At 58.6% G+C, this 26,264-nt stretch carries 25 protein-coding genes; 15 read left to right on the forward strand and 10 right to left on the reverse strand.

Annotated elements, in window-relative coordinates:
• The first annotated feature begins 11 nt into the window (after window positions 1–11).
• Together G494_RS26580 and G494_RS25965 are read left to right on the forward strand one after the other, a co-directional pair.
• Complete coding sequence (locus G494_RS26580) at window positions 12–878, forward strand: L,D-transpeptidase family protein (protein ID WP_051305285.1); 867 nt, start codon at window positions 12–14, stop codon at window positions 876–878.
• Window positions 797–1,138, forward strand: a complete 342-nt coding sequence (locus tag G494_RS25965; RefSeq protein WP_084456304.1) for a PilZ domain-containing protein — start codon at window positions 797–799, stop codon at window positions 1,136–1,138. Before G494_RS26580 ends, G494_RS25965 begins: the two co-directional genes overlap by 82 nt.
• A gap of 117 nt (window positions 1,139–1,255) precedes the next feature.
• On the opposite strand, the gene G494_RS0102465 is transcribed toward G494_RS25965, so the two are convergent.
• Window positions 1,256–1,921, reverse strand: a complete 666-nt coding sequence (locus tag G494_RS0102465) for a Crp/Fnr family transcriptional regulator (protein ID WP_028583255.1) — start codon at window positions 1,919–1,921, stop codon at window positions 1,256–1,258.
• A gap of 155 nt (window positions 1,922–2,076) precedes the next feature.
• Between G494_RS0102465 and hcp the strand changes: the two genes are divergently transcribed.
• The 10 genes from hcp (at window position 2,077) to G494_RS0102520 (ending at window position 13,477) form a co-directional block, all read left to right on the forward strand.
• Entirely contained in the window at window positions 2,077–3,717 is a 1,641-nt protein-coding gene (gene hcp / locus G494_RS0102470) for a hydroxylamine reductase (protein WP_028583256.1), read from the forward strand.
• A gap of 92 nt (window positions 3,718–3,809) precedes the next feature.
• Window positions 3,810–4,445, forward strand: a complete 636-nt coding sequence (locus G494_RS0102475) for a nitrite/sulfite reductase domain-containing protein (protein WP_035245180.1) — start codon at window positions 3,810–3,812, stop codon at window positions 4,443–4,445.
• Window positions 4,446–4,490: 45 nt separating this feature from the next.
• Complete coding sequence (locus G494_RS0102480) at window positions 4,491–5,240, forward strand: ATP-binding protein (RefSeq protein ID WP_028583258.1); 750 nt, start codon at window positions 4,491–4,493, stop codon at window positions 5,238–5,240.
• 206 nt (window positions 5,241–5,446) lie between these two features.
• On the forward strand, window positions 5,447–5,959 hold the full coding sequence (locus G494_RS0102485; protein WP_028583259.1) for a shikimate kinase: 513 nt from the start codon (window positions 5,447–5,449) through the stop codon (window positions 5,957–5,959).
• A 198-nt stretch (window positions 5,960–6,157) separates the two neighbouring features.
• Complete coding sequence (locus tag G494_RS0102495; protein WP_028583260.1) at window positions 6,158–7,564, forward strand: FAD-binding oxidoreductase; 1,407 nt, start codon at window positions 6,158–6,160, stop codon at window positions 7,562–7,564.
• Complete coding sequence (locus G494_RS0102500; RefSeq protein ID WP_028583261.1) at window positions 7,561–8,811, forward strand: (Fe-S)-binding protein; 1,251 nt, start codon at window positions 7,561–7,563, stop codon at window positions 8,809–8,811. The genes G494_RS0102495 and G494_RS0102500 overlap by 4 nt, the downstream gene beginning before the upstream one ends.
• Entirely contained in the window at window positions 8,808–10,145 is a 1,338-nt protein-coding gene (locus G494_RS0102505; protein WP_028583262.1) for a lactate racemase domain-containing protein, read from the forward strand. The genes G494_RS0102500 and G494_RS0102505 overlap by 4 nt, the downstream gene beginning before the upstream one ends.
• Before the next feature lie 488 nt (window positions 10,146–10,633).
• Entirely contained in the window at window positions 10,634–11,983 is a 1,350-nt protein-coding gene (resB, locus tag G494_RS0102510; RefSeq protein ID WP_028583263.1) for a cytochrome c biogenesis protein ResB, read from the forward strand.
• Between the two features lie 87 nt (window positions 11,984–12,070).
• Window positions 12,071–12,919 (forward strand): c-type cytochrome biogenesis protein CcsB, encoded by an 849-nt coding sequence (gene ccsB / locus G494_RS0102515; RefSeq protein WP_028583264.1) that lies wholly within the window; start codon window positions 12,071–12,073, stop codon window positions 12,917–12,919.
• 159 nt (window positions 12,920–13,078) lie between these two features.
• Entirely contained in the window at window positions 13,079–13,477 is a 399-nt protein-coding gene (locus G494_RS0102520) for a cytochrome c3 family protein (protein WP_028583265.1), read from the forward strand.
• Between the two features lie 123 nt (window positions 13,478–13,600).
• On the opposite strand, the gene glyS is transcribed toward G494_RS0102520, so the two are convergent.
• From glyS to G494_RS0102570, 9 genes are all read right to left on the reverse strand, one after another.
• A complete protein-coding gene (gene glyS, locus G494_RS0102525) occupies window positions 13,601–15,682 on the reverse strand; it encodes a glycine--tRNA ligase subunit beta (RefSeq protein WP_028583266.1) in 2,082 nt (693 codons plus the stop codon).
• A gap of 357 nt (window positions 15,683–16,039) precedes the next feature.
• The gene (locus G494_RS21570; RefSeq protein WP_051305288.1) at window positions 16,040–16,750 is read right to left on the reverse strand and encodes a GTP cyclohydrolase, FolE2/MptA family; all 711 of its coding nucleotides are present in this window, start codon (window positions 16,748–16,750) and stop codon (window positions 16,040–16,042) included.
• Between the two features lie 201 nt (window positions 16,751–16,951).
• Entirely contained in the window at window positions 16,952–17,308 is a 357-nt protein-coding gene (locus G494_RS0102540) for a response regulator (RefSeq protein WP_028583267.1), read from the reverse strand.
• 9 nt (window positions 17,309–17,317) lie between these two features.
• Complete coding sequence (galT, locus tag G494_RS0102545) at window positions 17,318–18,316, reverse strand: galactose-1-phosphate uridylyltransferase (protein WP_028583268.1); 999 nt, start codon at window positions 18,314–18,316, stop codon at window positions 17,318–17,320.
• 5 nt (window positions 18,317–18,321) lie between these two features.
• Entirely contained in the window at window positions 18,322–18,684 is a 363-nt protein-coding gene (gene dksA, locus G494_RS0102550; RefSeq protein ID WP_028583269.1) for an RNA polymerase-binding protein DksA, read from the reverse strand.
• Between the two features lie 48 nt (window positions 18,685–18,732).
• On the reverse strand, window positions 18,733–19,227 hold the full coding sequence (gene moaC / locus G494_RS0102555) for a cyclic pyranopterin monophosphate synthase MoaC (protein ID WP_028583270.1): 495 nt from the start codon (window positions 19,225–19,227) through the stop codon (window positions 18,733–18,735).
• On the reverse strand, window positions 19,220–20,371 hold the full coding sequence (gene dnaJ / locus G494_RS0102560; protein WP_028583271.1) for a molecular chaperone DnaJ: 1,152 nt from the start codon (window positions 20,369–20,371) through the stop codon (window positions 19,220–19,222). Before dnaJ ends, moaC begins: the two co-directional genes overlap by 8 nt.
• A gap of 12 nt (window positions 20,372–20,383) precedes the next feature.
• Window positions 20,384–20,647 (reverse strand): DNA-directed RNA polymerase subunit omega, encoded by a 264-nt coding sequence (gene rpoZ, locus G494_RS0102565; RefSeq protein WP_028583272.1) that lies wholly within the window; start codon window positions 20,645–20,647, stop codon window positions 20,384–20,386.
• 175 nt (window positions 20,648–20,822) lie between these two features.
• Window positions 20,823–22,127 (reverse strand): adenylosuccinate synthase, encoded by a 1,305-nt coding sequence (locus G494_RS0102570; protein WP_028583273.1) that lies wholly within the window; start codon window positions 22,125–22,127, stop codon window positions 20,823–20,825.
• 385 nt (window positions 22,128–22,512) lie between these two features.
• Between G494_RS0102570 and G494_RS25970 the strand changes: the two genes are divergently transcribed.
• The 3 genes from G494_RS25970 (at window position 22,513) to G494_RS25010 (ending at window position 26,194) form a co-directional block, all read left to right on the forward strand.
• Entirely contained in the window at window positions 22,513–22,980 is a 468-nt protein-coding gene (locus G494_RS25970; RefSeq protein ID WP_084456306.1) for a twin-arginine translocase TatA/TatE family subunit, read from the forward strand.
• Window positions 22,977–23,699 (forward strand): twin-arginine translocase subunit TatC, encoded by a 723-nt coding sequence (gene tatC / locus G494_RS0102585; RefSeq protein WP_028583274.1) that lies wholly within the window; start codon window positions 22,977–22,979, stop codon window positions 23,697–23,699. Before G494_RS25970 ends, tatC begins: the two co-directional genes overlap by 4 nt.
• A 446-nt stretch (window positions 23,700–24,145) precedes the next feature.
• A complete protein-coding gene (locus G494_RS25010; RefSeq protein WP_051305290.1) occupies window positions 24,146–26,194 on the forward strand; it encodes a HAMP domain-containing methyl-accepting chemotaxis protein in 2,049 nt (682 codons plus the stop codon).
• Window positions 26,195–26,264 lie beyond the last annotated feature (70 nt).

Genomic DNA, 26,264 nt, shown 5'->3' on the forward strand with positions numbered 1-26,264 from the left:
CGGGAGAGAGAGTGAGCAACAGGGTGCCGGTTGTTATCCTCTGGGCAGGGTTGCTTGGCGCAGCCATTCCAGGGAAGCAGGTCCTCTCGGCAGAGAGCATCACGCCCCCCCCCACCGCTGCAGAGGCGCTCACCAGGCCCCTGACCAGGCTTAAACAGCAGCTGGAACGTCAAGAACTGACCATGGGCAGCAAGGTCTACCTCCGGATCTTCAAGCTCCCGGAACGGTTGGAACTGTGGATCGAGTCCCGGGGACGCTTCAGGCTTTTCAAGGGCTACCCCATCTGTTGCTATGCCGGATTTCTCGGTCCAAAACTGGCCGAAGGAGACCAGCAGAGTCCTGAAGGATTCTACCAGGTCCGGCTCGATCAACTCAATCCGCACTCCCGTTATCACCTTGCCTTTGACATTGGCTATCCAAACCTTTACGATACCATCCATGGTCGTCAAGGGTCGCAGATCATGATCCATGGCCGCTGTTCTTCCCGGGGCTGCTTTGCCATGGGAGATGCGGCCATGGAAGAAATCTATTGCCTGGTGCAGGCCGCACTGCAGCAGGGGCAGCGCTCTGTAGCGGTCCACATCTTTCCCTTTGTGCCCAGCCCTGCCAACCTAAAAAAATTTAAGCGCTCTTTCTGGAGCAGCTTCTGGCAGAGCCAGCAACCCATGTATGATTTTTTTGAAAGCAACAGACAGGTTCCCCAGGTCAGCGTCATCCAGGGAAGCTACACCCTGGATCAGCCACCGCCTGCACACCTCTCTCAACTTGGCCAGCACATACCCAAGGAGCAGCAGCCATGGTTAACGAACGCAGAAGCGCCAGACGAGTCAACTTCATCAGCACCGCCCATGTCCACAGCCAAGCCGAGCGCCCGCTGAGCGCCAGCCTGGAGACAAAAAACATCAGCCTCAAGGGCGTGTTCCTGGAGACCAGCCACAAACTCCCCCTGGGAACCAGCTGTAGCGTGGATATCGACCTGAGCGGCACCACCAGCATGCTCCACTTCACCATCAACGGAACCATCTGTCGACACGAAGCCGACGGCATGGCCATCGCCTTTACCGACCTCAACCCCGACAGTTACGCCCACCTCCAGAACCTGATCGCCCTCAACCAGGCCCTGGACCAGGACGCCTAGTCAGGAAGAGACGCACCCCAAAGTGCAACCCCGCCTCCCCCTGCTGCCAGCCAATCAAGGCCCCGCAGCAGTTCCAATACCACGCCAGGATCATTCCGGCCTGAGAAGGCACGGGTTTCAACGGTGGCGAAGCCCCTCCAGGTCCAGGAGCTGGATGGTTTTTCCCTGGACCTGGATCAAACCCTCCTCTTTCATCTTGGCAAAGATCCTGGACAGGGTCTCCGGGGTGGAGCCCAGGAGATTGGCCAGCTGGCCCTTGGGCACATCCAGGATCACCTGATCTTCCCGCCCCTGCTCTTCCACCAGATAGAGCAGATAGGAGGCCAGCCGGCCGGGCACCTCCTTGAGGGTCAGATTCTCCACCTGGGTGGCAAAACGACGCAAGCGCATGGAGAGCATGGCCAACATACTCAAAGCCAGGGAGGTATTGGTGGTGACCAGCTCCACAAATTCGCTCCTGGGAAAGAAAAGGACCTCCGAGGCCTCCAGGGTCGAGGCAGAGGCGGGAAAGGGGTTACCGTGAAAGACCGGCACCTCACCAAAGGGTTCGCCGACGCCGAAGATATGAAGGATCTGTTCCCTGCCGCCCAGAGACATCTTGAAAATCTTGACCTTGCCCCGGGCCACCATATAAAAACCGTTGGCCTGCTCTCCCTCGAAAAAGATGGTCTCTCCCCGGGCAACACTCTTGACCCGGGCGATTCTGGCCAGGGCCTCCAGCTGGGGGTCGGAGAGGCCGCTGAACAACATACTGGTTTTCAGGATTGCTATTTTTTTATTCAAGGTAGTGACTGTTTATTATTATTTTTTGACCTAGATCAATGGCAGAAAGGACCTATCCTGTACTATGGACGCAAACAAGGCAATACCACAGCGCTGCTGTGACCGAGATTACCTATATCACCCACCCAGCCTAACTGATTTGAGGAGAAACCACCATGTTCTGTAACCAATGTGAGCAGACCGCCAAAGGGATTGGATGTAATATCGCCGGAGTATGCGGAAAAAACGAGGAGGTCGCCGATCTCCAGGATCTGCTGGTCTACGCCCTGGAAGGGTTAGCTCTCTTTGCCGCTGAGGCCCGCAAACACGAGATCATCGATCCTGCCACCGACCTCTTCACCTATGAGGCCATCTTCTCCACCCTGACCAACGTGGACTTTGATCCGGATCGCTTTGTCCTCCTGATCAACAAGACCATTGAACTGCGCGAGGCCATGAAGGCCAGGGTTGCCGCTGCCGGCGGGCGGACCGACTTCAGCGAACCCCAGGCCAGCTTCCAGCCTGGAGGTTCCGTGGAGGCACTGGCCAGCCAGGGCGCAGCACTCAAGTTCATCGAGAGTCTGGACAGCGACGAGAACATCCGCTCCCTCAAACAGACCCTGCTCTACGGGCTCAAGGGAATCGCCGCCTATGCCGATCACGCCGCCATCCTCGGCCAAGAGGACGACCAGGTAGCCGCCTTCTGCTACGAGGCCCTCTGCGCCCTCATGCTTGAGGGGCTGAGCGTGGAACAGTGTGTCCCCGTGGCCATGAAGGCCGGCGAGATCAACCTGCGGGCCATGGAACTCCTGGATGCCGGCAACACCGGCACCTACGGTCACCCGGTGCCCACCTCGGTTCCCCTGGGACACCGTAAGGGGAAGTGTATCCTGATCACCGGTCATGACCTCCGTGATCTGGAACTGCTGCTCAAGCAGACCGAGGGTAAGGGAATCGATATCTACACCCACGGTGAGATGCTCCCCTGCCACGGTTATCCGGAGCTGAAGAAATATGACCATCTCCACGGCCACTTCGGCACGGCCTGGCAGAACCAGCACAGGGAGTTCCCAAACTTCCCGGGACCGATCCTCTTTACCACCAACTGTATCCAAAAGCCCAGGGACGAGTACAGGGACCGGGTCTTCACCAACGGCCTGGTGGGCTGGCCCGGCGTCAAACATATAGAAGACAAGGACTACAGCGCGGTCATTGAGATGGCCCTGGCCATGGACGGCTTCAGCGAGGATCTTGAGACCAGCTCGGTGATGGTCGGCTTTGCCCGCAACACGGTCCTGGGGGTCGCCGACACGGTGATCGAGGCGGTGAAATCCAAGGCCATCCGTCACTTCTTCCTGGTGGGCGGCTGTGACGGCGCCAAGCCAGGACGGGACTACTTTACCAAGTTTGTCGAACAGGTGCCCGACGACTGTATGGTCCTGACCCTGGCCTGCGGCAAATTCCGTTTCTTTGACCAGGATCTGGGCGCCATCGGCGGTATCCCGCGGCTCCTGGATGTGGGCCAGTGTAACGATGCCTACTCCGCCATCCAGATCGCCGTGGCCCTGGCCGGTGCCTTTGACTGTGATGTCAATGACCTGCCCCTGTCAATGGTCCTCTCCTGGTACGAGCAGAAGGCCGTGGCCATCCTCCTGACCCTGCTCTACCTCGGGGTCAAGGATATCCGCCTGGGACCGACCCTGCCGGCCTTTATCACCCCGGCCGTGCTCCAGTTCCTGGTGGACACCTTCGAGATCAAGCCGGTTGCAGCTAACCCGGAAGATGACCTCAAGGCCATCCTGGGTGAGGTCGCATAGGCCACAGCATAGGCCAGCATAGGCCAACCAGAGCAAAAACCTACCCGGCCGGGAGTCAGCTCCCGGCCGGAACACAACCACGGGTTTCCATCATGACCAACCAACACCCCAAGACCTTTATCGTGCTCCCAGACATCCACGCCGGCATGCTCAGCCCAGAAGCACTCGAACAGATCAGCGCCCTGGTGAAGAAGTACCAGGTACCCATGACCAAGATCACCGGCGCCCAGCGGGTCGCCTTTCTGGGCATGGAGGAGGCGAAACTGTCCCAGCTCCAGGATGAACTCAAGATCCCGAAGACCCCTCCCCATCACCGCAACCGGGTCCACTATGTCCAGGCCTGTCCAGGGGAAACCTGGTGCAAGTACGGGATCGGTGATGCCCTGACCATGGGTAAGCGGATCGCAGGCCTGGATTTGGACGGCCCCCTGCCAGCCAAGGTCAAGGTGGGGATCTCCGGTTGCAGGATGTGTTGCTGCGAATCCTGGATGCGTGACGTGGGCCTGGCCACCGAAAAGAAGGGCTGGCGATTTACCTTTGGCGGCAACGCCGCCGGCAATCCCAGGATCGGCGATTTGATCGCCGCCGGCCTCTCCGATGACGAGGCTGTGGAGCTGATCCGAAAGACCCTCAACTATTACCTGAAGACCGCCCCGTTCAAGAGCCGCACTGCCCGCTTTATCCAGCGCATCGGTGCAGACGAGCTGCGCCGGGCGCTGCTCGGTTGACGAATCCGCCATTTTCTCCCTTTACCACTGAGCAAGAAGAGCATCATGAAAGTTACCCGAAAGATTATCAAGATAGACGAAGAGCTCTGCGACGGCTGCGGCCAATGCGTCCCCGACTGTGCCGAGGGCTCCCTCCAGATCATTGACGGCAAGGCGAAACTGGTTGCCGACAAACTCTGCGACGGCCTGGGCGCCTGCCTGGGTTCCTGCCCCACCGGCGCCCTCCAGATCATCGAACGCGAGGCAGATGAGTTTGACGAGGAGGCGGTTGAGGCCTTTCTGGCAGAGCTGGAAGAGAAAAAAGCCAGCAGCCAGGCCAAGCAGCCCCAAGCCGGCGGCTGTCCCTCTGCCAAGCTCCAGTCCCTGCAGCCGGTCTCTCCCTGCCAGGGCGCCAACAGCCCCAACATCCAGACCGACTCCACCCTCTCCCACTGGCCGGTACAGATCCGCCTGATTCCGCCCACAGCCCCCTTCCTGAAAGATGCCGATCTGCTGGTGGCCGCCGACTGTACCGCGGTCTCCTACCCCAACATCCAGCAGGATTACGTTGCCGGCCGAGTGGTGATGATGGGCTGCCCCAAGTTTGACGACCAGCAGCTCTACATCGAGCGCTTCACCGAAATCTTTCAGAGCGGCACCCTCAAATCCCTGACCATCCTGATCATGGAGGTGCCCTGCTGTGGAGCCATGACCCAGATCATCAAACGGGCCTATGATGCGGTTCAACCAGAGCTCCCGGTCAGGCAGGTGGTGATCTCCACCCGCGGCGCGGTGCTCGGGGAGAGCAGCTGGTAGCAGCCCTCCCCCTGAAGCTGGTGTCCGAAAGCAAGCCGGCCCTGCCACGGCCGGCTTGCCTCAGAGGCCGTAACCGGGTAAAGTGGATTCCTTGATTCAGGTCTGCAGCTCAGACAAATGCGGCACCAGAGTGGTGCCACAGCAAGGGTGTCCGGGCGCTGCTCCCCCAAGCCCGTTCCTCTTCCTTGATTATCCCCAGGAGTCCCATGAAAACCAACCTGACCCTGATCGGAATGCCCGGTGCCGGCAAGAGCACCATCGGTATCATCCTGGCCAAGAACCTCTCCCTGGGATTTATCGACACCGACGTACTCATCCAGATCAACCAGCAACGATCCCTGCAGGAGATCATCGATGCCAGCGATTATCTCCATCTGCGTCAGGTAGAGGCCGATGAAATCTCCAAACTCAACCTCAGCAACCATGTCATCGCAACCGGCGGCAGCGCAGCCTACAGCCCCAGGGCCATGGAACACCTTGCCCGTATTTCCTTCATCGTCTTTCTGGAGGTGAGCTTTGCAGAACTCAACCGCCGGATCACGAATTTTGAGACCCGGGGCATTGCCAAGGCCGACCACCAGAGCTTCCAGGATCTCTTTGACGAACGTCAGCTCCTCTACAGACGGTATGCCGACATCACCCTGGACTGTGACGGCCTGGACCAGGAAACTGCGGCCCGGCAGATTGCCCAGCTCTACCGGTCTCTGCCCGCAGGTTAAGGGTGCGGTTCTGCCCGCCCCTGTTGGCAGCGCTTTTCCTGAAAAAAGTGCAGCAGCCAGGCTTGATCGGCATTATATTCTGCAGCTGAAAAATCGTTGGCCGCTGGAGCGAGGCTGCCTATGTTCTCGCCCAGGCCGGTCAATGTCTTTAGCTACCCTTTACCCGTCAACAACCAAGGCTTCAGCTCAGGATTCTGCATGATCAGTGACCAGCTTTACCAGGCCCTCCAGGACCTGGTCGGTAAAAAAAATGTTTCCCTTGAACGGACCGACCGAATTACCCACAGCTACGACGCCACCCAGCACGAACACCTGCCCGAGGCCGTGGTCTATGCCGCCACTGCCCTGGAGGTACAGGAGGTGGTCCGTCTGGCAAACCGCCATAGGGTCCCCATTATTCCCAGGGGCGCTGGCAGCGGTTTTACCGGCGGCACCCTGCCGGTGCAGGGGGGAATCGTCCTGGTCCTGACCCGGATGAACCGCATCCTTGAGATCGACCAGGAAAACCTGACCGCCACCGTGGAACCCGGGGTGATCACCGCCGAACTCCAGCGGCAGGTGGAACAGCTGGACCTGTTCTATCCCCCGGATCCGGCCTCCAGGGAATTCTGTACCCTGGGCGGTAATGTGGCGGAATGCGCGGGCGGACCCCGCTGCGTCAAGTATGGGGTAACCAAGGACTATGTCCTGGGGTTGGAGGTGGTCACCCCCACCGGAGACCTGATCCATACCGGCGGCGTTACCATGAAGAATGTGGTGGGCTACGACCTGACCCGGCTGTTCATCGGTTCCGAAGGGACCCTGGGCATTGTCACCCGGATCACCCTGCGCCTGCTGCCCAAGCCGGCGGCCAAGAAGACCATGCTGATCCAGTTTGGCTCCATCGAGGGCGCCGCCCGGGCGGTCTCGGCCATCATTGCCGGCAGGATCATCCCCACCACCCTGGAATTCCTGGATGCCAACACCCTGGCCTGCATCCGCGACAACCCTGAGCTGCCCATTGTCGAGGCCTGCCAGGCCCTGTTGATCGTCGAGGTGGATGGCGATGAAGATATGCTGGAACGCCAGGCCGAGACCGTACTTAAGCTGGTGGCAGAGCTGGATGTGGTCCACACCGAAACGGCCCGGAGCGAGGCCGAGTCCGAGGCCATCTGGCAGGTACGGCGCAGCGTCAGCCCTGCGGTGCGCCGGATCAATCCCAACAAGTTCAATGAAGATATCGTGGTCCCCCGCTCCCGGGTACCGGATATGATCCGGGCCCTGGATCGCCTCTCTGAACGCTACCAGGTACCCATCGTCAACTTCGGCCATGCCGGTGACGGCAACATCCATGTCAACGTGATGGTGGATCTCAGCCAGCCGGGGATGCAGGAGACCGTGGACCAGGTCCTGGAACAGATCTTCCAAACCACCGTAGACCTGGGCGGCTCCATCAGCGGTGAGCATGGTATCGGGACAGCCAAGGCACCCTATCTCCACCTGGAGCTGGACCAGGCTACCCGGGCCTATATGCTGACCATCAAGAGGGCCCTGGACCCGGACAACATCCTCAACCCCGGTAAGATCTTTCTTGCCGATGACCAGGCGACAGAGCAGCTCAGATGAAGGAACTCCAACTCTTTGCAGAGGCCATTGACCAGTGTGTTCGTTGCGGCGCCTGCCAGGCCCACTGCCCGGTCTATGACCAGGAACGCTCAGAGGGTACGGTGGCCCGCGGCAAGCTCGCCCTGGCCAAGGCCCTGCTCAACGGCCAGGTACAGATCGAGCAACGCTTGGCAGAGGATCTCAGCCTCTGTCTGATGTGCGGTTCCTGCGTGCTCAAGTGTCCCAACAAGGTGCCCACCGATCAGATCGTCGGGGCCATGCGGCGCCTGATCACCGCTGATCAGGGGCTTACCCCCTCGGCCAGGGCCGTCTCGGCACTTACCGGTTCACCACGTTTGCTCAACCGCCTGGTCAAGACCGTGGACCTGCTCAGCCCGGCCCTCTTTCGTAAGGTACCCAGCTCCAGCGGCCTCAGGCTCAGGTTTCCGCTCCCGGGTCAACACAACCGTACCCTGCCCGCCACCGCCTCCCAGAGCCTCTTTGCCCGTTTCCCCGAGTATACCCAGGGGCAAGCGGACAGACCGGTGGTCGGTATCTTTGCCGGTTGCGCCACCAGCTACCTCTTTCCGGCCATTGGCGCGGCCATGATCACCCTGCTGACCCGGTTGGGATTTTCCCTCTTCTTCCCCCACGACCAGGGCTGCTGCGGAATTCCGGCTCGCTCCGCAGGCAACGGCCGGCTGATCGACCAACTGAGCAGCGCCAATCTCCGGGCCTTCAGCCGCAGACCGGTCGACTACATCGTCACGGCCTGCGCCTCCTGCAACGCCGGCCTGCGCCAGCTCAGCGTCCCTGATGGTCCCCCTCCCTTTGCAGACAAGGTCCTGGACATCCATCAACTCCTCTGCCAGGAGGGGATTGACCGCCAGCTCGCTGCCCTGCCCCGGGGCAGGCAGGCCGTCACCGTCAGCTACCACGATCCCTGTCATCTCCGCACCAGGGGGATCAGCGAAGAACCCCGCCGGCTGTTGCAGGCCCTGCCTGACTGTGACTTTGTTGAAATGAGTGGCGCCGACCGCTGCTGCGGCCTGGGAGGCACCTTCTCCATGCACCACTATGGATGCAGCCAGGCCATTGGCAGGCGTAAACTCCCCGGCCTTACAGCCAGCAATGCTGCGCTGCTGGCCACCGCCTGCCCGGGTTGCATGATCCAGCTCCAGGACACCATCAACCATGCCGGACTTCCCGTCCGGACCGTCCATAGCCTGGAGTTGATCATCCAGGCCCTGGATGGACAGCGTCCATGAAGGACGCAGAGGCTGCGTCCCCGGATGCACGCCGGATAGACCTGGCCTATGGCCAGGGGCAGCTGCCCTTTTCGCTGCCGCCAGGAGCCAGGGAGCTGTCCATCAGGGAGCCCCTGATCCGGGTCAGCAAACAACGATTCCTCCGCGGTCTCGACACCCTGCTGCCGCCTGCTCCACTCAGCGGCCCCATCGCGGTGGTGCTTGCCGATAAGACCAGACGCTGCGGCTACGAGTACGGTATCCCCTGGCTGCTGGAAGGGCTGGCAGCCAGGGGAGCGGATCCTGGCCAGGTCAGCTTCTATATTGCCTACGGCACCCACCAGCGCCAGAGTGAGGCGGAGTGTGTCCAGACCTATGGCCGCTGTTACCACCTCCACCGTTTTGTCCACCACGACTGCAGCGACCCGGCCAGTCTGGCCTCCCTGGGCACCACCCGGAGAGGGACAGAGCTGACCCTCCACCACGAGCTGCTGACAGCAGGCCTGATCATCTCCTTTGGTGCCGTCTCCCACCACTACTTTGCCGGCTACGGGGGTGGCCGTAAGCTGCTCTTTCCAGGATTGGGAGGACGCCGGGCCATCTATCAGAACCACAGCCTCTTTCTTGACGCCGAGCGGCGACAACTGGCCAGGGGATGCAACCCCGGCAGGCTTTCAGACAACCCCCTGGCAGCAGATCTGGCAGAGATCCACGCGCTGTTGCCCAGCTATCGCTCCATCCACGCTCTCCTCAACAGCCGGGGAGAGGTGGCCGATCACTTCTTTGGTTCCGGCTATGGTGATTTTCTCCGCGTCTGCGATCTCGTTGATCACCACTTCAAGGCCGCAGACCCGCAGCAGTATGATCTGGTCCTTGCCTCTGCCGGCGGCACTCCCAAGGACATCAACCTTATCCAGAGCCACAAGGCCATCCACAACAGCGCAGCCTTTGTCAAGGATGGCGGCAGCCTGGTGATGGTCGCCCAATGTGCTGATCAGCTGGGCTCAACCACCTTTCTGCCCTACTTTACCATGGGTGGCTGGAAGGGAGCCTTCGACCATCTCTGTCACGACTATGCCGGCAACGGCGGCACCGCCCTGGCCCTGATGGCTAAAACCAGGCGAATCAAGATCTACCTGGTCTCAGACCTGGACCAGGCACACTGCGCGGCCTGCGGGCTCAGCCCCTTATCTCCGGAGCAAAGCCAGACCCTGATCGATGGCAGCGAGCCAAATCACTCCATGGCCGTTATTCCCTGCGCCTCCCTGCTGGTCCATCCCCATGGCCACACTGCTGAATCGGTGGACACCGACTGCAGCCGGCAGGCCCGGACGGTACCACAGCGTGTGAGCTGACAGCCGCCGCCAAAACAACCAGCCTGGAGAAAATTGGTGGTAAATTTAATCCTTACCTGATAGAGATGATAGCCTTGACAAAGGCGTTTCCTCTGGCCCTGGAGCTCCTCCCCCGGCGAGCACAATCAAGGACCAACGAGCCCCGGCAATGCTCCTGGGCAACCGACAGATCGTCTCCTCTGGAGAAGTTCTCTCCAAGCTGAACCGGTCAGCAGATGATCGGGGCAGATCTGAGACCAGCTTGAAGATTTCAATGTTTCGATCAAGGTCGAGGTGAAGGCATCTGTACCATGCTCCCGCAGGCATCGAAATGATATTACGAGGATATTTATCTACAGATAAGGCCGGGGTTGGCAGAAAAAGCACCTATTCATGGTCGCCAGAGATCAGGTTTACGCTCCTCAGCTTACCCCATTGCCAAGCCGGAACAGCTGCGGACCTCTACCGGCTGCTGGTTACCTCTCCCCAGATAACAGTGAAGCACTCAAATGACAAAAACATCTAAAAATCCCCTGCTGGCCTTTTTCTCCTCAGTGCAACTGGCCCTGTTCCTGCTCTTTCTGATGGCCGGCACCTCCATCATCGGCACCATCATCCCCCAGAATGCCCCCCCGGGACGTTATCTCGAGCAGTATGGGGCCAAGATGGCCAGATTCATGGAGCTACTCAACCTGACGGACATGTATAACTCCCGCTGGTTCCTGCTGCTGCTCCTGCTCTTTGCGCTGAACCTGATCGTCTGCAGCCTCGAACGCATCCCCCAGGTCATTAAAATCATCAAGAGAGACAACCTGGACACCTCTGCCGACCGTCTTGAAAAGATGGGCCTGCGGGCAAGGGTTACCCTTCCCGGCGGAGCGCAGGAGGGTGAAGCGCACATCCGCAAGGTCTTTCAACAACAGGGCTGGAAGCCCCAACAACGACAACAGAAAGATGGGACCCTGTTCTTTGCAGAGAAGGGGGCCTGGACCCGATTCGGGGTCTATATCGTTCACCTCTCCATCCTGATCGTGCTCCTCGGTGCGCTCATCGGCTCCTCAACCGTGGCCAAAAAACTACTCAGGGATCCCTCCTTTGCATTTAAGGGCTCGGTCATGATTCCCGAATCCCGCCAATCCGAGGTGATCTATGCCTTTAAAAGCGGAACCCCCATAGAACTGGGCTTTGGGGTCCGCTGCGACTACTTCACCATCGAATACTACCCAAACGGTATGCCCAAGACCTATCTCTCCAAGGTCACGGTGGTGGAAGATGGGGCAGAGGTTCTGTCCACCGATATCAAGGTCAACTCGCCGCTGACCTACAAGGGGATAACCTTCTACCAGTCCAGTTATCAACCCTACCAGGACTATGTGGTCACCCTGCAAAAAGGTGCGGCTGAGCTGCAGACCAGCTCGATCATCCCCCACTCCCAGCAGCAGCAGTGGAGCGAAGCCGGGATTACCTATGGCATCATCAATCGGGAAAATCGCGGCGAGGTGACCCGGCGGGTCAAGGTGTGGTTGTCCGATGGCCAGGGAGAGCCCTCGATCTTCTGGGTCAATCTCGGTCAGGAGGCGCTGGTGGAACGGCCGAGCGGCAGCTACACCTTCCAGGCCAAGCAGCTCTATGCCACCGGTCTGCAGGTGACCAAGGATCCCGGGGTCTGGTTGGTCTATGGCGGCTGCATCCTGATGCTGATCGGTCTCTATGTGGCCTTTTTCATGTCCCATCGTAAACTTTTCGCCATGCTGCGCAGTGACGGCAGCTCGGCCACCATCCTTTTTGCTGGTAGTGCCAACAAGAATAAAGTAGGATTTGAGAAAAAATTTGAGGACTTAGCAGGTACGAACAGGTAGTTCGAAGCCCAGGAGCAGCTACCACCATCGGTACTGCCGGAGGCAAACCGCTCTCCCCCTCAATCACATCTAGCCGACGGAACAGATATGGATAGTTCACAACTTTTTGGGATCACCATGATAGCCTACCTGCTATCATCCGCCTTTTACCTGGCCCTCTTCATCTTCAGGAACAGCACCCCGGGCTTTATCGGCATGCTGCTGGCCGCCGCCGGCCTGCTTATCCAGACCGTGGGGATCGGCCTGCGCTGGTATGAATCCTACCAGATAGGAATCGGCCACGCCCCCCTGACCAACATGTACGAATCACTGGTCTTTTTCTCCTGGTGCACCGCCCTGTTCTACCTGGCCATGGAGTTGAAGTACAAGACCAGGGTGATCGGGGCCTTTGTGATGCCCTTTGCCTTTATTGCCCTGGCCTATGCCTCCTTCTCCGACAGGATCAATGATCAGATCAGCCCCCTTATCCCTGCCCTCCAGTCCAACTGGCTGATTGCCCATGTGGTGACCTGTTTCATCGGCTATGGCGCCTTTGCCGTGGCCGGCTCCCTGGGCATGATCTACCTGCTCAAGAAATCAGCCGGAGACAAACCGGCCCAGGAAGGGCTCTTCTCCTCGCTGCCGGAGCTGAAGATCATCGATGACCTCACCCATAAGACCATTATCTTCGGTTTTATGTGGCTCTCCGCCGGAATCATCACCGGCGCCATCTGGGCCAACGAGGCCTGGGGAACCTACTGGAGCTGGGATCCCAAGGAGACCTGGTCCATCATCACCTGGTTTGTCTACGCCTTGACCCTCCATGCCCGCTTTACCCGCGGCTGGAGCGGAACCAGGATCGCCTGGCTGGCCATCATCGGTTTTGTTGCAGTCTTCTTCACCTACTTTGGGGTCAACTTCCTGCTCTCCGGTCTGCATAGCTACGGTTCCAGTTAAGAGTTGAACCATGATTCAGTTCCGTTGGCCCAAATTTATCAGACAATCAGGCAGCTTGCTTTCCTGATCCGGAGTTGACAAGGTATAGTGAACGAGCTATACAAAGAACGTTCAACCATGGTTTATGTTCATATACCAATTATCTAAAGGAGGATTGAGATGAAAAAGCTACTGGTATGCGGAATAACTCTGGGGCTTATCTGTATGGCAGGGGTAGGATTTTCCCTGGCCACGGACAAGGGAGCGGCAGATATGACCCTCCAGGCCACCATTGACAAGGCCAAAAAGGCCAAACCGGCCATCTTTCCCCATGGCGCCCATCAGGAACGGCTGGCCTGTGCCGACTGTCACCACAGTAAAGATGCCGCCGGCAAACGGGTGGCCTATGTGGATGGCCAGAAGATCGAGAAATGTGAAACCTGCCACAACAAGCAGGAGACCATGCCCAAGAAGCTGGCCGACTACAAGGGCGCTGCCCACGCCCTGTGCAAAGACTGCCACAAGGCCACGGATAAGAAGCTGGCCAAATGTAGCGTCTGCCATCCCAAGAAGAAGTAGGGAACAACAGCTGTTCAAGCTGAAGAAGACGGTCACAAAAAAAGGCTGCTCCCGAGGGAGCAGCCTTTTTTTATGGCTGGTCAATCACTGCCAGCCTGGAAAAGATCTTCAAGCTCAGCAGACTCAGTGGTCATCCCCATGCATCCTGGAGATATCGCCCACCCGCAGGACCAGCTCGCCTAAGCCGGTCAGGAGGTTGAGCCGGTTCTGACGTACCTGCAGATCCTCTGCCATGACCATCACCTCGGTGAAGAAACGGTCCAGGGGTGCCTCCATCTCCAGCATCACGCTCAAGGCCTGGGTATAGTTGTTGGCTGCCAGTTGGGGCAGGGCCTTCTCGCGGACCTGCTCAAGGGTCGCATAGAGCTCGGCTTCGCTACCACCGGCCAACAGGCTTGCATCCACCTCGGTGGCGCTGTTCTCCTTGATGATATTGCGGATCCGCTTATAGGATCCGGCCAGGACCCCGAAGCTCTCCTGACTGCGGATGGTATTGAGGGCCTCCATCCTGGCCAAACAATCGATGATATCATCAAAGCCCACCCCGGTGGCGGCGCTCACCACCTCCTGGGGATAGCCCAGACTGCTCTGTTCATTTTCAAAGCGCAGCCGGATAAAGTCGATGATCTCCCCGGCTGTCCCCGCAGGCACATCGAGAGTGGTCCCGTAATTGGCCAGGGCCGCAGCAATACAGTCGCCCAGGGAGAGTTTGATCTCCAGGCCTCTGATGATGTTGATCAGACCGATGGCCTGTCGCCGCAGGCCAAAGGCATCCTTGGTGCCGCTGGGCCGCTCGCCGATGGCAAAACAACCGGCCAGGGTATCCAGGCGGTCGGCCAGGCCGACGATGGCCCCCAGCCGGGTCTCAGGCAGGCTACCGCCGGCACGGACCGGCAGATAGTGCTCAAGGATCGCCTGGGCGACCTCCGGCTTCTCACCGTCGTTGAGGGCATAGGCACAGCCCATCACCCCTTGGAGAGAGGGGAACTCACCGACCATTTCGGTGAGCAGATCAGCCTTGGCCAGCCTGGCGGCACAGACGGCATCTGCGGTCAGGGCGGGATCTAGCCCCTGGGCAAGCAGCTCGGCAAGCTGGGCCATGCGCTCACTCTTGGCCAGCATGGTCCCCAGCTTATGCTGGAAGATAATCCCATCCAGCTGGGGAAGCCGATCACTGAGTTTGCTCTTCCGATCCTCGGTGAGAAAGAAGAGACCATCTTCCAGGCGGGCCCTGAGGACCCGTTCATGGCCGTTGGCCGCCAGTTCCTGATCCGCAACATCGGTATTGTTGACCGCCACAAAGCGGGGCAGGAGCCTACCCTCTGCATCGGCCACAGGAAAATATTTCTGATGCTCACGCATGGAGGTGATCAGGGCCTCATCGGGAAGCTGAAGGAACTTCTCGTCAAAACTGCCGCAGATCCCATGGGGACGTTCCACCAGGTTGGTTACGGTATCGATCAAGCCCTCATGGAGTACCGGTTGGGCCCCAGGGATGCCGGCCCGCTCCCGCACGGCCTGCTCCACCTGGCTCACCACCATCTGCCTCCGTTTTTTGAGGTCAGCCACCACATAGTTTTCCTCCAGCACCTGGAGGTACTGGCTGATTCCTGTGACCGGAATTTCTTTGGGGGCCAGGAATCGATGTCCCCGGGTGGTGCTGCCGGCAAGGATATCCTCCAGCCGTACCGCCAGCTGTTGCCCTCCGTAGAGGGCCACCAGCCACTGGATCGGGCGGGCAAAGGTCATGGCGCTATCGGCCCAGTGCATGGATTTCGGGAAAACCAGTTCCTTGACCAGAGACTCGAGCAAGCCAGGCAACAGGCCTGAGGTCTCCTTCCCCTTGAGATCCTCAACCGCCAGCAGATATTCTCCCTTGGCAGTGGTCACCACCTGCAGCTCAGAGACCTCCATCCCCTTGGATCGGGCAAAGCCCATGGCAGCCTTGGTCGGGTTGCCGTCTGCATCAAAACCGGCACTCTTTGCAGGACCGACATGCTCCTCCCGCCTGTCCGGCTGACGCTCTTCGACAAAGCCAATGGCCAGGGTCAGACGCCTGGGCGTACCAAAGGTCTGAACATCCCTGAAGTTGAGGCCGAGTGCCTGTAACTTTTTTTCTGCTTCAGATGCTAAGAAGGTGAGTGCCGGTTGGATATAACCGGCTGGAATCTCCTCGGTCCCAATTTCAAATAATAGTTCACTCATGGAAGTCCGTAGCTGTTAAGTACCAAAAGGATAAACCCCACTCCTGGACGATCCAGGCAAGCTGAGCCTGGCTCAGGGCTTTGAGGTCTGTTGCACTAGCCGATGCAGCACTGTTGGGCCATCGTGCCCCATTGTGCTTCAACAGATCCCGGTTCAAAGAAGAGAGGTGATTCACAGAAGTTCCCCCTGAGCGAAACCCTGTTTTCCCCTCTGGGATGACATCATCACCGCCTGAACCTGATCGAAAAATCGATTGCCTGGAGATCGCCTCCAAGCCATAACCTCGGCTTCAAAAAAAAGGTCGTATCCATCACCATACTCCAACCGGAAAATGACAGCAATAACAGAGGCCTTCTTTTATGGGCCTTCTACACTGGCCGAGATGGAGTAGCCGCTGGTAATATTTTCCACCACCACCTTATACCAGGAGAAGGCATCGTCACTGCCCAGGGTCGCATCGATCTGGAGGCAGAGTTCCTCGACCCTGCTCGCGCTGCCGCTGCCGGCCACCGGGGCAATACCGTCCTCAATCAGGGTAATCAGCTCTTCCATCCAGAGGAAATGATTGAGCCGAACCGAGACCCGGACCGTGCCCCAGACACCTTCCGCCTGGATTACGCCCGCCTGAAGCGGATCGCTCACGCCCAGCGGCACAGGGATCTCCACCTCCACCACCAGATCCAGCTGCTGCTGCAGGGAACCGGACATCCGACAGTCATAACGTTGCGAGCAGAAGGAGTCCTTGCCGCTGTCTGAAGAAAAAAAATAGGGAAAGGCAATCTCCAGGTGGGCTGCCTCGGCATCAAGCCGTTGTTTCATCTCTTCCAGGATCAGGTGAAGGGTTTCCAGGTTAAACCGACCATGGAATCGATTGAGGATTTCGACAAAGCGACTCATGTGGGTGCCCTTGAACTGGTGGGGCAGATTGACATACATGTTGACGCTGGCCACGGTCTGCTGGGTTTTCCTGGCCCGATCAAGAACCGTAATGGGATAGGAGATGTTTTTAACGCCGACCTTCCGAATATCGATACGGCGGCTATCGTGCAGGCTTTGGATGTCTTTCATTACAGCAGGGGTATCCGGCAACCGGCTTGGTTGCGCTTAGGGGAGAAGTGTGTCGATGACCATGCCCGGGGAGCGGGAGTTCGCAGCGAAAAGGGATCTTTGCAGCTCTTGGAGCAAGGGAGCCTTAGACTTCAGGATATCGGCGGGGACAAACCAAGGCCGGCGGACAGCCAGAGCAGCGAGTGTCCTGATCCCGGGGACTCACTGGGTATACTTATGGACAGCGGCCTTAAGCTCGTCGATGTTGGCGGACTTGACGATGTACTCTTCCGAGGCCCAGGTGCCGAAATCCCGCTTAAATTCAGGATAGGCAGAGCAGAGGATAACCGGCAGCTCGGCATTGAGCTCCTTCATCTGGCGCAAGACCTCGATCCCGTTCATACCAGGCATGTTGATATCGAGGATAACCAGATCCGGCGGCTGGGCACTGAATTTTTCCAGGGCCTCTTCCCCGTTATAGGCGGAATCGACATCATAGCCCTCATCTTCCAGCTCGCCTCGGTAGAGGAGCTGAATCCCCTGTTCATCATCAACGATCAAGATCCGTTTTTTTGCCATCCTCTCCTCCTACAGGCTGACTTCTTTGAGATAGGTACAGGTCTCTTCCGGGGGCATTGGGTTGATATAGAATCCGGTGCCCCATTCAAAACCAGCGATGGAGGTCAACTTGGGAACTATTTCAAAATGCCAGTGATAATGTTCCAGCGGCCCTGAACGCAGGGGTTGGGTATGAAGCACAAAATTAAAGGGGGCATTGGGGATACAGGCATCAAGGCGCCGCAGGCTCTGGGAAAAGATATCCGTCAACAGCTCCAGGGACCCCTCATCCTGATCCGCATAGTTGGAACTGTGCCTCCTGGGCATGATCCACATCTCAAAGGGCGAGCGCGGGGCGTAGGGGGCCAGCGTGACAAAGGCGCTGTTTTCACAGACCAGACGGATATCCTGCTGCAGTTCCTGGCGGATAATATCACAGAAGACACAACGGTCCTTATAGCGGTAGTAGGAAAGACTGCCATCCAGTTCCGAGGAGACCATTCTGGGCAGAATGGGCAGGGCCACGAGCTGGGAGTGGGAATGTTCCAGGGAGGCACCGGCTGCCTTGCCGAAATTCTTAAACACCATCACGTAGCTAAAACGTTGATCTTTGGCAAGATCCCGAATACGGTCGCGAAAGGCCCTGAAGGTCAGGATCATCTCTTCAGGTTCCAGATAGGTAAAGGACTTGTGATGGGAGGGGCTCTCGATGATGACCTCGTGGGCACCGATCCCGTTCATCCGGTCATAGAGTCCCTCGCCCTGTTTATCCAGTTCACCCTCGATGACCAGGGCAGGATACTTGTTGGGGACCACCCGCAGTTCCCAACCAGGGGTGTTGGCCTGCCCCTGGTCGCGCCCGTAGACCAGAACCTCATCCGGAGTGGTTCGTTCGTGTCCTGGACAGAGTGGGCAAAAGCCCCCCTTGACCTTGGTCTCCTCAACGAGGAAGTCCGTAGGTCGCTTGCCCCGTTCCTGGGCGATGATGATCCATCTGCCGAGGATCGGGTCTTTCCTGAGTTCTGGCATGGTTTTTACCGGCCCTGTTCTTTTTCGCGCTGTTCCTGCTTGGTTTTACATTCGATACAGAAGGTCGCCACAGGTCTGGCCTGCAGCCGTTTGAGGGCAATATCTTCGCCGCAACCGGCACAGATCCCGTAGGTTCCCTCGTCGATTCGGGCTATGGCCTCATCCACCTTGTCCATCAGTTTACGTTCCCGGCCACGGATGCGAAGCTCAAAACTGCGATCAGATTCCACAGAGGCACGATCGTTGGGGTCAGGAATATTACCGGTATCCGTGGTCATGTCGGTGAGGGTCTGCTCAACGTCAGAGGTGATTTCCGCCTTTATTCCTTCAAGCTGCTTCTTCAACTGCTGCAAATTTTTTTCTTCCATATCTGTGAACTCCACGAACTGGTTTTAAGAACTCTCTATTGCAGTGTATCAACTTGCTGCCGATCTTTCAAACACTCCGCTTTTCCCGCCGCTTTTCTTGAGTAAACAGATCCCGCCAATCTCCATGGTCTTATCGATGGCCTTACACATGTCGTAGATGGTCAGGGCGCTGACCGAGACTGCGGTCAGCGCCTCCATCTCCACCCCGGTCTGACCGGTGATGGAGACCGTTGCCTCGATATGGATGGTGGTACTGCCCTCTTCCAGACGAAAGGCGATATCGATGCCGGTGATGGCCAGGGGATGACAGAGGGGGATCAGTTGATCCACCTTCTTGGCAGCCATCACCCCCGCAATCCTGGCAACCCCAAGAACATCCCCCTTTTTTACCTGACCGTCCCGGATCAGCTCAAAGGCCTGCCTGGACATGGTGATCCGGCCTGCGGCCGTTGCCACCCGCCTGCTGGCCTGTTTGGCGCCGACATCGACCATCCTGGCATTGCCGGCCTCGTCAAAGTGGGTCAGGGGATTATGCTCAACCATTGGCTACCTTATCGGCCAAATCTGCCTTTTTCTTCTGTTTACCGAGGTTGCCGCGAAACAGGCGGGAGAAGAAACCTTCCTCCTCCTGCTCCTTTGAGATCGCATCAAACTCGTTCAACAGCTCCTTCTGCCGCTTGCTCAGCCTGGTCGGCGTCTTGACCTGGACCTCCACCACCATATCGCCCTTACCACCGCCGCGCAGACTGGGCACCCCTTCATTACGGAGGGTGAAGCGATCTCCGGCCTGGGTACCGGCAGCAATCTTCAGGGTGGAGCTGCCGTGAATCGTGGGTACATCCACCTCACATCCCAGGGCCGCCTGGACCATGGGAACCGGCAACTGCAGATAGATGGTCTGGCCGTCACGTTGGAAGTACTCATGCTCTTCGACGTGAATGATCACATAGAGGTCGCCGGAGCGGCCGTTGCGGCGCCCTCCTTCGCCCTCCCCGGAGAGACGCATCCGCGAACCGGTATCCACACCGGCAGGGATCCGAATATTGACCTTCTTGCTCTTCTGGACCAAGCCCTCACCGTGACAGTCGTTGCAGGGCTCGCTGATCACCTGGCCGGCCCCGTGACACTGGGGACAGGTGGTACTTACCTGAAAGAAGCCCTGGGAACGAACCACCTGGCCGCGGCCGTTGCAACTGGGACAGGTCTCCGGGCGGTGCCCGGGCCTGGCACCCGAGCCGTCGCAGGTCCAGCAGGTTTCACGCTTGCTGATCTCGACCTCACGGTTGACCCCGTGAACGGCATCCATAAAGGAGATCTGGATATCGTAACGGAGGTCATCACCCTGGATAGGCGCATTGGGATCCCGGCGGCGACTCCGCCCACCAAAACCGAAGATATCACCAAACATATCGTTGATATGGGAGAAGATATCCTCACTGTTTCCGGGCCCGCTGTAGCCGCTGCTGCGCAGGCCTTCCTTACCATAGGTATCATAGATCTGCCGTTTCTGGGCATCGCTGAGGACCTCATAGGCCTCGGCGGCCTCCTTGAACTTGGCCTCGGCTGCAGCATCATCCGGATTTCGATCCGGGTGATACTTCATGGCCTTCTTCCGGTACGCCTTTTTGATGCCATCGGCAGATGCATCCCTGGCCACACCAAGGATGTCATAGTAGCTTTCACTCATAGGACAACACTTTTACTCTTCGTTTTCGCTGCTTTCAACTTCCAACGCTGCAGCTTCAGCCTTGCGCTGTTGGGGCAGGTCATGGATATTGGCAAAGGTCACCTCTCCGGCTGCAATCTCGCGGAGGGTCATCACCACTTCCTTGTTCTTGCCGGCCGTGAGAAAGGGTTCGCCATTACGGTGCTGACGAATCCGCTCCACTGCCAGGTGAATCAAAGAAAATCGGTTATCGTCTCCTACCTTTTCAAGACAGTCTTCCACGGTTATACGGGCCATCCTGTATGCCTCCTCAAAAATATATCCCGGAAAGTTCCTTCTCCGGGTGCTTGTCTCTACCTTTGCAGGTTGAAATAGTAATCAGGATTGGGTTCTTCTCCAACCTGTCAGTGGTCGTTTTTCAGATTCTTTTTCCAGCCCGGGCAAGTCAAGGGCTCAGCCTCGCCCGGGGGCTTCAACGCTGAAAGGGATTACGCAACAACAGGGTCTCGGCACGATCCGGTCCGACCGAGACGATTGCCGGCGCTACCCCGGTGAATTCTTCCAGGCGAGCCAGATACTCCTTGGCCTGGCGCGGCAGGTCATCGTAGCAACGGGCAGCGGTAATGTCTCCGCTCCAACCACCCATCTCTTCGTAGACGGGTTGGGCCTTTTGGGCTATCCTCAGATTCTCCGGCATATGGTCATAGTCGCGCCCCTCGAGCTGATACTTGGTGGCGATCTTCAAGGAATCCAGACCAGAGAGGACATCGAGTTTGGTAATGGCAAAACCGGTGAGGCCGTTGAGCCGAACGGCATCGTTGGCAACCACCCCGTCAAACCAGCCGCAGCGGCGCCTCCGACCGGTGGTGGCCCCATACTCATGTCCCTTCTGCTGGAGGGCGTCACCAACACCATCGCCCTCGGGCAACTCGGTGGGAAAGGGTCCCTCGCCCACCCGGGTGGTGTAGGCCTTGAGGATGCCGATGACCTCATCGATATGGGCCGGACCGAATCCCGAACCAATACAGGCATTACCGGCAATGGTGTTGGAGGAGGTGACAAAGGGGTAGGTGCCGTGGTCAATATCGAGCTGGGTCCCCTGGGCCCCTTCAAAGAGGATATTCTTGCCCGCCTTACGGGCCGCATCCAGGACCATGGAGACATTGCCGACAAAGGGGGTAAGCTCGGCAGCATAGCGGCTGAACTGCTCGATGATGAGCTCCACATCCACGGTGGGCGCATTGTACTGTTTGGCGAGGATGAAGTTCTTCTCTTCAACCACGGCCTGCAACTTGTCGGCAAACTGGCCTGGATCAAGCAGGTCACCGATCTTCAGCCCCACCCGGCCTATCTTGTCCATGTAGCAGGGGCCGATCCCCCTGCCGGTGGTGCCGATCTTCTTCCCCTTGGAGAGCGAGGCTTCACGGGCCAGGTCCAGACTCTGGTGATAGGGCATGATCAGGTGGGCATTGGTGCTGATCAAGAGGCGCTGGGGAGTCACGGTCAAGCCCTTGTCATTGAGCTCTCCAATTTCCGCCAGCAGAACCTTGGGGTCGATGATCACGCCATTGCCGATAACACAGGTCTTGTCTTCATAGAGGATCCCGGAGGGGATGATATGAAAGACATACTTCTTGCCATCTACCACCAGGGTGTGCCCGGCATTGTTCCCGCCCTGAAAGCGAACCACATACTCAGCATATTCGGTAAGCAGATCAACGATTTTCCCCTTACCCTCATCACCCCACTGGGTGCCGACCACTACTACACTGGCCATGATATCTCCCGGAATTATAGCTTGATAACAAAAGAAAAGACGGCTCTCAGCACCGCTGGGCGCAAACCGACCTGACCTGAACCGGAGAAACATAGCAGATCAGGGGAAGATTGTCAAATAACGGCTCCCAAAAAGCCAATTAGCTGTATTCACGAGAATATACAAAGAGAAACCCACTGATAACCACCAGGAATTGCCTGAGGCCATCAAAGGCAGACCAGGGGATCGGCGATGATACCAGATCGCGCTCCCGGCGGCTCAGCCATCTTCTCCCTGCTGCTGGCCGGGCTGAGCCGGCCCAGCCTTGACACACCATTTTAAATCCCGTAATGTGGCAGCGACAACAGCAGTATCTCCCCCCTCCCCTTTAACGTGAGTCCTGTTCATGTTTGGCATAGGTCTTCCCGAAATGATTGTCATCTTTGCCGTGGCCCTGATCGTGGTAGGTCCCGACAAGTTACCGGAACTGGCTCGCTCCCTGGCCAAGGGCGTCTTTGAGATGAAGAAGGCGGTTCAACAGCTCAAGTCCAATCTCTCCGAAGAAGACGAGACCCTCAACGAGGTCCAGCAAAACCTCCGCCAGACCGCCGACGACCTGAAGGAACACCTCCTGGACGGGGAAACCAAGACCTGGTCACGGCCTGGGAGCGAGGAGCAGGGTCCTGAGAAGCAGGAGGGGCTGATTGAGCCCTCCCCGGACCCGGCCAGACCCTGGGAGGAGGATGCCAGGCAGCAGCCAGGGGAGGCCACCATCGCCCCTCACCCGGCCCCGCCTGATGCCCGGACAGGGATCAACCCTCCTGGAACGACGGAGCCCACCCAGGCAGGGGAAGACATCGACAAGAAACCATGATTTCCGCCTTTGACCATTTTCGTCCCCATCACGAGGAGCTGCGTAAACGTCTGATCCGCTGCCTGAGCGCGGTGTGCCTGGCCACGCTGCTCGCCTACCTGGGCAAGGACCAGCTTACAGCCTTCTGCATGGCTCCCCTGTTCCAGGCCGCGCCCCAGCTCCAGACCCTGGTCTACACCAAGCTGACCGAGGCCTTTGTCACCTACCTCAAGCTCTCCCTGCTTGCAGGCGTGCTGATCAGCTTTCCCTACCTCCTCTTCCAGGTCTGGATGTTCATCGCCCCCGGGCTCCTGGAACGGGAAAAGAAGACCGGGCTGCTGATCGTCTTCTGGGCAAGCCTGCTCTTTCTGGGCGGCACCGCCTTCTCCTTTTTCATTGCCCTGCCGAAAATCCTGCACTTTTTCATGGCCTATGCCGGACCAGATCTCATCCCCATGCCCAAGTTCGGCCTCTACCTCACCTTTGTCGGCCGGATGCTGCTCACCTTTGGCCTGGCCTTTGAGATTCCCTTCCTGATGGTCATGGCCAGCCGCACCGGGCTGATCGCTCCAGGCTACTTTGCCAGAAGGCGCGGCTGGTACTACCTGATCATTCTGATCCTGGCCTTTCTCCTGGCTGCCGGCGAGTTGACCGCAACCGTCCTCCTGGCCCTGCCGCTCTTCCTGCTCTACGAGGCCGGCATCCTGGTTGCCAGACTCCTGACTCCCCTGAAAAGGTAGATTTTCCGATCAAGTTCAGGGCTGGCGATCCATTTCAGCGCCGAGATCCACCTGATATACAGTTGCTACTCCGAGACTAACATCCTGAGCGCCACGCCGAAACCTGCAGGAAACCGGCAGAGAAGGCAACCCTTCAAGGTACCCTCTTCTCCAAGACGCCCCCCCTCCCAAACCAATAAGCAGCCGGCGCCTCCCCCGGAGAGCGGCAGATCGCCTGGAGGCAGCTTCCGGCCACCCATTTTCCCTTCCCATTTTCCCATAATTCAGCTTGACTTGGCCTGTGCCTTTCCAGATAATGAATGGAGGCGTAAGAAGATCTCTGCCCAGACCATGCAGGCTCCACCCCCATGGTCTGGGCAGAGCCCTGTCCCGGCCAGAGGACCCTGGGCAGGAACGTCACCCCAAGAGACAGGCTGTACTGAAAACCAAAAGGAGAGTTACCTACTATGAAAAACCTCAAACTGGGCGTGAAACTCGTTGGTGGTTTCATTCTTACCGCACTCATCGTTCTGGTCGTGGGACTGACCGCCATGTTCGAACAGGGAAAACTGCAGCAGCAGACCGAGATCCTGGCCGACGACGCCATCCCTGCGGTGGAGAACATGCTGATCATCAAGAGCCAGGCCGCCACCGTTGCCGCCCTGATGCGGACCCTGCTCACCCCCTACGCCACCATCGAGCAGCGCCAGGCCGCCCACCAGGGACTGCTGGACGCGCGCAAGATCTATGGTGCGGCCAAACAGAAATTCATGGAGCTGCCCATCTTCCGCCAGGTCGAACCGGAGTGGCAGGACTTGAGCACGGCCATCGGCAAGTGGGTCGCGGCCAACAACAAGGCCGTGGAACTCTCCAAGAACCTGATCACCCTGGACATGGTCAACCCGGACCAGATGAACCGCCACATGGTCGGCTTTGAGGTCACCCATTACCAACTGCTGTCCCGGGTGGGAGACCTCCTGATCCAGGGGACGAGCTTTGAAGGCGGGGATGACGCCACGGCCTGCTCCCTGGGCCGGTGGCTGAGCAAGATGGACACCAGCAACCCCCAGATGGTGAGCCTGGCCGCTAAACTGCGGCCCGTTCACCAGGAGCTCCACCAGACCGTGGCCCGGATCAAGCAGCTGGCCGCCGCCAACCAGGTATTCGAGGCCAGGGAGTTGCTGGAACAGCGACTCAATCCCCTCTCCAAGGAGGTCTTTGCCATCGTCGCCGAGATGAAGCTGGTCAGCGACCTGGCCTATGACAGCTTCAAACAGATGAACGTGCTCCTGCTCCAGGAGGCCGCCCGTCACCAGGTCGACACCTTCAATGCCATGGATGCCATTGTCGACAAGGCCATTGCCGGCGCCGAAGAGGTGGTAAAAGAGGGAGAGGCGATTGCCCAAACCGGCCGGCTGATCACCCTGATCGGCATCGGAGCAGGAGTTGTCCTGGCCCTGGGCCTTGGCTTCTACCTCACCATCCTCATCACCAGGCCGCTCAACAAGGGAGTCGAACTCTCCAAGGCCATGGCAGAGGGCGACATGACCAAGACCATGGATGTGGACCAGGAGGATGAGATCGGGGTGCTGGCCAAATCACTCAACCATATGGCCACCAACCTGCGGTCCATCATCACCGATGTGGACCAGGGGGTCATGAGTGTGGATGAGGCCTCCAACCAACTGGCCGCTATCTCCGATCAGATGTCTTCAGGGGCCGAGGACACGGCCACCCGCTCCAACCAGGTGGCCGCAGCGGCAGAGGAGATGAGCGCCAACCAGAACTCGGTGGCCGCGGCCATGGAACAGGCCTCGGTCAACATCAACATGGTGGCCTCGGCCGCAGAGGAGATGAATGCCACCATCACCGAGATCGCCCAGAACTCAGGTCGGGCCAAGGACATCACCACCCAGGCGGTCAACCAATCGCAGACCGCCTCTGACCGGGTCGATGAGCTGGGTAAGGCGGCCAACGAGATCAACAAGGTCACCGAAGCCATCACCGAGATCTCCGAACAGACCAACCTGCTGGCGCTGAACGCCACCATCGAGGCTGCCAGGGCCGGTGAGGCAGGTAAGGGCTTTGCAGTGGTTGCCAACGAGATCAAGGATCTGGCCAAACAGACCGCCGAGGCCACCCTGGACATCAAGCTCAAGATCCAGGGCATCCAGGAGGCCACCGGGATCACGGTCAAGGAAATCAACGAGATCAGCTCGGTCATCGCTGATGTGGATCAGATCGTGGCCACCATTGCCACGGCAGTGGAAGAGCAGACCGCAACCACCAAGGAGATCGCGGAGAATGTCCACCAGGCATCCGGCGGCATCAACGAGGTCAACGAGAATGTGGCCCAGAGCTCGGCGGTCTCTGCGGAAATCGCCGCCGACATCGCCGAGGTCAACGGCTCTGCCAACGAGATCAATGCGGCCAGCAACCAGGTCAAGGACAGTGCCGGCGAACTCTCCTCCATCGCAGAAAACCTGAAGGCAATGATGGCGAAGTTCAAGGTATAGACAACCAGGGCAGCAAGGGCTGCCCCCTCCCCTGCTCACCCCAACAGGGCGCCGCCAAAGCGGCGCCCTG

The sequence above is a fragment of the Desulfogranum mediterraneum DSM 13871 genome (genome assembly GCF_000429965.1).
Classification (GTDB): Bacteria; Desulfobacterota; Desulfobulbia; order Desulfobulbales; family Desulfobulbaceae; genus Desulfogranum; species Desulfogranum mediterraneum.

Bases quoted from the DNA above. Each gene is read 5' to 3' on its own strand.
- galT (WP_028583268.1), bottom strand. From the start codon at position 18,316: ATGCCAGAACTCAGGAAAGACCCGATCCTCGGCAGATGGATCATCATC.
- glyS (WP_028583266.1), bottom strand. From the start codon at position 15,682: ATGAGTGAACTATTATTTGAAATTGGGACCGAGGAGATTCCAGCCGGT.
- G494_RS0102495 (WP_028583260.1), top strand. From the start codon at position 6,158: ATGATCAGTGACCAGCTTTACCAGGCCCTCCAGGACCTGGTCGGTAAA.
- G494_RS21570 (WP_051305288.1), bottom strand. From the start codon at position 16,750: ATGAAAGACATCCAAAGCCTGCACGATAGCCGCCGTATCGATATTCGG.
- rpoZ (WP_028583272.1), bottom strand. From the start codon at position 20,647: ATGGCCCGTATAACCGTGGAAGACTGTCTTGAAAAGGTAGGAGACGAT.
- G494_RS0102520 (WP_028583265.1), top strand. From the start codon at position 13,079: ATGAAAAAGCTACTGGTATGCGGAATAACTCTGGGGCTTATCTGTATG.
- G494_RS0102480 (WP_028583258.1), top strand. From the start codon at position 4,491: ATGAAAGTTACCCGAAAGATTATCAAGATAGACGAAGAGCTCTGCGAC.
- G494_RS0102540 (WP_028583267.1), bottom strand. From the start codon at position 17,308: ATGGCAAAAAAACGGATCTTGATCGTTGATGATGAACAGGGGATTCAG.
- dksA (WP_028583269.1), bottom strand. From the start codon at position 18,684: ATGGAAGAAAAAAATTTGCAGCAGTTGAAGAAGCAGCTTGAAGGAATA.
- G494_RS0102505 (WP_028583262.1), top strand. From the start codon at position 8,808: ATGAAGGACGCAGAGGCTGCGTCCCCGGATGCACGCCGGATAGACCTG.
- G494_RS0102485 (WP_028583259.1), top strand. From the start codon at position 5,447: ATGAAAACCAACCTGACCCTGATCGGAATGCCCGGTGCCGGCAAGAGC.
- G494_RS0102500 (WP_028583261.1), top strand. From the start codon at position 7,561: ATGAAGGAACTCCAACTCTTTGCAGAGGCCATTGACCAGTGTGTTCGT.
- resB (WP_028583263.1), top strand. From the start codon at position 10,634: ATGACAAAAACATCTAAAAATCCCCTGCTGGCCTTTTTCTCCTCAGTG.
- G494_RS25970 (WP_084456306.1), top strand. From the start codon at position 22,513: ATGTTTGGCATAGGTCTTCCCGAAATGATTGTCATCTTTGCCGTGGCC.
- G494_RS25010 (WP_051305290.1), top strand. From the start codon at position 24,146: ATGAAAAACCTCAAACTGGGCGTGAAACTCGTTGGTGGTTTCATTCTT.
- tatC (WP_028583274.1), top strand. From the start codon at position 22,977: ATGATTTCCGCCTTTGACCATTTTCGTCCCCATCACGAGGAGCTGCGT.
- hcp (WP_028583256.1), top strand. From the start codon at position 2,077: ATGTTCTGTAACCAATGTGAGCAGACCGCCAAAGGGATTGGATGTAAT.
- ccsB (WP_028583264.1), top strand. From the start codon at position 12,071: ATGGATAGTTCACAACTTTTTGGGATCACCATGATAGCCTACCTGCTA.
- G494_RS0102570 (WP_028583273.1), bottom strand. From the start codon at position 22,127: ATGGCCAGTGTAGTAGTGGTCGGCACCCAGTGGGGTGATGAGGGTAAG.
- G494_RS25965 (WP_084456304.1), top strand. From the start codon at position 797: ATGGTTAACGAACGCAGAAGCGCCAGACGAGTCAACTTCATCAGCACC.
- G494_RS0102475 (WP_035245180.1), top strand. From the start codon at position 3,810: ATGACCAACCAACACCCCAAGACCTTTATCGTGCTCCCAGACATCCAC.
- moaC (WP_028583270.1), bottom strand. From the start codon at position 19,227: ATGGTTGAGCATAATCCCCTGACCCACTTTGACGAGGCCGGCAATGCC.
- dnaJ (WP_028583271.1), bottom strand. From the start codon at position 20,371: ATGAGTGAAAGCTACTATGACATCCTTGGTGTGGCCAGGGATGCATCT.